The sequence below is a fragment of the Pseudomonas edaphica genome (assembly GCF_005863185.1).
Classification (GTDB): Bacteria; Pseudomonadota; Gammaproteobacteria; order Pseudomonadales; family Pseudomonadaceae; genus Aquipseudomonas; species Aquipseudomonas edaphica.
On record NZ_VBVZ01000474.1, the window covers coordinates 1 to 4,970 of the forward strand.

At 59.3% G+C, this 4,970-nt stretch carries 5 protein-coding genes; 3 read left to right on the forward strand and 2 right to left on the reverse strand.

All coding sequences use genetic code 11. The features are described 5' to 3' along the window. The first annotated feature begins 2 nt into the window (after positions 1-2). Together FEM54_RS24520 and FEM54_RS24525 are read left to right on the forward strand one after the other, a co-directional pair. On the forward strand, positions 3-359 hold the full coding sequence (locus FEM54_RS24520) for a DUF1493 family protein (RefSeq protein ID WP_017135374.1): 357 nt from the start codon (positions 3-5) through the stop codon (positions 357-359). Between the two features lie 158 nt (positions 360-517). Beyond that, positions 518-1,381 (forward strand): DMT family transporter, encoded by an 864-nt coding sequence (locus tag FEM54_RS24525; RefSeq protein ID WP_236460972.1) that lies wholly within the window; start codon positions 518-520, stop codon positions 1,379-1,381. A gap of 56 nt (positions 1,382-1,437) precedes the next feature. Here FEM54_RS24525 and FEM54_RS24530 read toward each other — a convergent pair whose 3' ends face one another. Continuing rightward, entirely contained in the window at positions 1,438-2,979 is a 1,542-nt protein-coding gene (locus FEM54_RS24530; RefSeq protein WP_017135372.1) for a phosphoenolpyruvate carboxykinase, read from the reverse strand. A gap of 179 nt (positions 2,980-3,158) precedes the next feature. Further along, on the reverse strand, positions 3,159-4,061 hold the full coding sequence (gene hslO / locus FEM54_RS24535; RefSeq protein WP_017135371.1) for an Hsp33 family molecular chaperone HslO: 903 nt from the start codon (positions 4,059-4,061) through the stop codon (positions 3,159-3,161). A gap of 104 nt (positions 4,062-4,165) precedes the next feature. On the opposite strand from hslO, the gene FEM54_RS24540 reads away from it, so the two are divergent. Next, the gene (locus tag FEM54_RS24540) at positions 4,166-4,969 is read left to right on the forward strand and encodes a phosphatase PAP2 family protein (RefSeq protein WP_017135370.1); all 804 of its coding nucleotides are present in this window, start codon (positions 4,166-4,168) and stop codon (positions 4,967-4,969) included. The last annotated feature ends 1 nt before the right edge of the window (position 4,970 follow it).

The following is a 4,970-nucleotide window of genomic DNA, read 5'->3' on the forward strand; positions in this document are numbered from 1 at the left end:
CCATGAACCTGGCCCCCAACTTCCCCGAAGACCCCGTGATGCAGCAGCTTCTGCAACTGTTGCACGAAGAAATCGGCCTGCCGAAGCACAAGACCCTGCGCCTCGAAACCTCGATCAACCTCGAGCTCGGCTGCGACGGCGCCGAGGCCAAGCAATTGATGGAAGCGATGGAGCAAGAGTTTGCCCTCGACTTGGGCGACTACGATGCTTATCGTTACTTCAAACCGCCGGTGTTCGATGTGTTCCTCAAGCGCCGCGCCAAGGGCCGGGGCGATAAGGTGCCGCTGACCATCGGCATGCTCTACCTGGCGATCAAGACCCATAGTTGGGATACGCAAACCCTGGAAAACTTGAGCTGATCCCAAGACCACCGAATACCGGTGTGGGAGCTGGCTTGCCTGCGATGGCATCACCTCGGTATTACTGACAGACCGAGTCGCCTGCATCGCGGCGGTGCGACGATTCGACAAGCCCGGCTCCCACACTGAAGTTGCTGACACAACAACAAGGACCTTACATGGACGTAATAATGGGCCTGCTGGCCGCCCTGCTCTGGGGCGGCACGGACTTTCTCGTGGGCCTCAACGCCCGAGCCGTGGGCGTTAAACGCGCGGTGTATTTCGGCCAAGCCCTTGGCTTTTTGATCATGACGCTGTTGCTGGTGATCTTCCCGGCCTTCCTGTTCAAATCTCTGAATGCCCCATTGAGCGTCTGGCTCCTGGGCATCACCGCCGCCCTGCTCACCGTCTCCGGCGCGCTGGCGCTGTCCAAGGCCTTCGCCCTGGGCAAAGCCGCCATCGTTGCGCCTTTGGTAACGTCTTACGGCGTAGTGACCACCCTGCTGTCCTGGGCCAGTGGCGAACACATCAACCTGATCCAACTCGGCTGCATCGGCCTGTGCGTAATCGGCGTGATCCTGTCCAGCATCCACAAGGACAACGGCACGCCCCACAACAACCCGCGCCAGTCCATCGCCTACGCCATGCTCGCCGCCTTGCTGTACGGCACCAGCTTCTGGTTGCAAGGTCGCTACACGCTGCCGGCGCTGGGGCCGATCACCATGTTGTGGCTGGGTTACCTGGTGGGCCTGTGCGTGCTGGTGGTGATGGTGCTGAAGATCAAGGACGGCCTGAAGATCCCGCCGTTGAAAAACTGCGCAACCTTGACCGGTGCGAGCCTGATGAACCTCGGCGGGTTCTCGGCGTTTTCCTGGGGCGCGATGGCGGGCTCGGTTTCGGTGGTGACGGTGATCAGTACATTGTCCGGCGGGATTGCGGCGATTCTGGGGTATGTGTTTTTCAAGGAGCGGTTGTCGGCGGTGCAGGTGCTGGGCGTTGCATTAGTGCTGGTCGGCGCCGTGGTTTTGCATATCGCCATCTAACCTGTCGCCCACAAAAAAGCCGCCCCGGAGGGCGGCTTTTTCACAACAACCGAACCTTACAACTTAGGCCCGGCCGCCTTGATCGCATCGCTCACTTCAAACTTCTTGAAGTTCTCGATGAACAGACCAGCCAGCGCTTTCGCCGCTTCGTCGTAGGCAGCCTTGTCAGCCCAGGTGTTACGCGGGTTCAACAGGCCGGTATCAACGCCCGGTACGGCCAAAGGCACGTCGAGGTTGATGGTGTCGAGGTGTTCGGTTTGTGCACCGATCAACGCGCCGCTCTGGATCGCTGCGATCACGCCGCGAGTGGTCGGGATGTTGAAGCGCTTGCCGACGCCGTAGCCGCCGCCGGTCCAGCCGGTGTTGACCAGGTAAACCTTGGAGCCGAAGCCGCGCACACGCTTGATCAGCAGTTCTGCATACTCACCGGCTGGGCGTGGGAAGAACGGCGCGCCGAAGCAGGTGGAGAAGGTCGACTTGATGCCGCTGCCCGAACCCATTTCGGTCGAGCCCACCAAAGCGGTGTAGCCGGACAGGAAGTGGTAGGCCGCTTGTTCTTCGCTGAGGATCGAGACGGGCGGCAGTACGCCGGTCAGGTCACAGGTCAGGAAGATCACAGCGTTTGGCTCGCCGCCCAGGTTCTTCTCGGAACGCTTGGCAACGTGCTCCAGCGGGTAGGCGGCGCGGCTGTTCTGGGTCAGGCTGACGTTGGTGTAGTCGGCGTGCTTGGCATCGTCGATCACCACGTTTTCAAGCACGGTGCCGTGCTTGATGGCTTTCCAGATTACCGGCTCGTTCTTCTCGGAGAGGTCGATGCACTTGGCATAGCAACCGCCTTCGATGTTGAACACCACGCCTTCGCCCCAGCCGTGTTCATCGTCACCGATCAGGTAACGGCTTTCGTCAGCCGACAGGGTGGTTTTACCGGTGCCCGACAGACCGAAGAACAGAGTCACGTCGCCGGCTTCGCCGATGTTGGCGGCGCAGTGCATTGGCAGCACGTCGGCGGCCGGCAGCAGGAAGTTCTGCACCGAGAACATGGCTTTTTTCATTTCACCGGCGTAACGCATGCCGGCGATCAGCACTTTTTTCTGGGCGAAATTGAGGATCACGCAACCATCGGAGTTGGTGCCGTCACGCTCTGGCACGCATTCGAAGTTGGCGACGTTAAGCACTTGCCACTCATCACGGCCGGCTGGGTTGTACTGGGCCGGGTTGATGAACAGGCAACGACCGAACAGGTTCTGCCAGGCAGTCTGGGTGGTCATTTTCACGGCCAGGTAGTGGTCTTCTGCAGCCCCTACGTGAACATGGGAAACGAAATGCTCTTGCGCGTTGTTGAATGCCTCGACGCGAGCCCACAGGGCATCGAACTTGTCGGCCGGGAACTTGCGGTTGATCGGGCCCCAGGCAATTGCGTCCTGGGTGGAAGGCTCTTCAACGATGAAACGGTCAACCGGCGAACGACCGGTGCGGTGACCGGTTTCTACGACCAGCGCGCCAGTATCGGCAAGCACGCCTTCACCGCGCTGCAGGGCTTCTTTGACCAGATCGTCAACACTCAGATCGGTGTATACGGCGTTATTGGCTTGCGTCATGAGGTTCCCCGTCGGCCTATGGCCGAGTGCTCCAAACGTTTTGTAGTAGAAAGTTGCGCACTACTACCGCGAAAAAAGTGGGCCGGATTATGCCAGAAAAGCCCAAAAAGAGTAGGGTCCTCCCGTCAGAACTGCGCTAATCCGGCGTTTGTCAGGTGATTTACCTGTGCTTAAACGTTTTAGTGGCGGGTGTCGGAGGGGGTGTCGATGCCTGCGCCGGCGAATAATTGGGCTACATCGGCCGCATCGAACAGGTAGCGCTGGTTGCAGAATTGGCAGTCGATCTCGATATTGCCGCCATGTTCCACCACCAATTGCTGCGCATCTTCAAGGCCCAGGCTAACCAAGGCGTTGGCCGAGCGCTCACGTGAACAACTGCAACGGAAGCGCAGGCCCTGGGCGTCGAACAGGCGCACGGCTTCTTCGTGGTAAAGGCGATGCAGGATGGTTTCGTTATCCAGGCCCAGCAGTTCTTCAGCCGTCAGGGTGCCGGCCAGGGCGGTCAGTTTTCGCCAGCTGTCGGTGCGCTCATCGTCGTCCTTGATGCGGTCAGCCGGCAATTGCTGAAGCAGCAGGCCACGGGCGCGCTTGCCGTCAGCGTTGAGCCAGAATTTGGTGCCGACCTGCTGGGACATCACGAAATAGTTGGTAAAGCAGTCCGATAGGGTTTCGCCGTCGAGGTCGACGATGCCCTGGTAACGCTGGCCTTCGGTCGGGTCGACGGTGATCGCCAGCACGCCATTGGCCATCAGGTCTGACAAGGTCGCGTCCGGGGCGATCTGGTCCGCTTCGTAACGGGCCAGGCCACGGATTTCGCGCTCGCTCGAGCACTCGATCATCAACATCGGCACCGGGCCTTCGGAACGGGCCTGCAAGATCAGCAAACCATCGAACTTCATGGTGCCTACCAGCAGCGAGGCCGCCGCCATCAGCTCACCGAGCAGCTGCGCAACCGGCTCCGGATAGGGGTGCTTGGCAAGGACTTCGGCATAGCTGCGCTCCAGCGAGACCAGTTCGCCGCGGGCGTCGTTCTCATCGAAGATGAAGCGTTGGGTGAAGTCGGTATCCGGTAGATCAGTCATAGGTCTGGGTATCTGAATTGATGACAAATTGGTTACAAGGTTTATAGAATTAAACGCTTTGGCACCTTTTTGGTGCGTTTTTACAGAGCGAAGAGGGACAGTTTATGAACAATCCGGGTTTGTTCCAAGCCAGGTGGAACCTCCGGGGGTGGGCCTTTTGCAATCTAGTCGCTATCGGGCTGCTGTGTTTTTGGCTGTGGCCCACGGGACAGATGCTGTGTGTGGTTTTCGACGAATGGCTGTTTCATCTGCTTAATGACCCATTGGCAAGCAATTCGACATGGTTGCATGTGTGGGCGGTGGCCAGTTTGCGACCGTTTGATGCCGTGGTTGGGGTGATTTTGCTGGCACTGCTGATTCGCGGCGACTGGGTGTTCAAGGCCATTCAGGTGCGACAGGCATTCTTCGGTTTCCTCAGCATTCTGCTGCTGTTGCTGTTTATCCGTATGCTGTTTTCCAAGCTCACGGCGCAAATGGGCTGGCAGCACAACAGCCCGTCGATGGTGATCAGCGGCGCGATTCATATGAGCGATTATTTCCCGGGCCTGGAGAAAACCTGGGAGCTGAAGGATCGTTCCAGCCAGAGCTTCCCGGGCGATCATGCGTCGGTGCTGCTGATCTGGGGCATGTTCATGACGGTGTTTGCCCAGCGTTTCACCCAAGTAGTGGTGATCTGGGGCTTGGCATTGTTGTTCATGATGCCGCGGCTGGTGGCGGGCGCACATTGGGGCCAGGACGACTACATCGGCGGAGTGCTGCTGGCGTTGCTGGCGTTGGGGTGGGGGTATTACACGCCGTTTGCGGCAAAGGTGTCGGGGTTGCTGATACGGGTGACGGCGCCGGTTTTCGGGTTGCTCGGGAAGCTGCCAGTCATCGGGCGGTTGAGTGTCATGCGCATAGCCGCGTAAC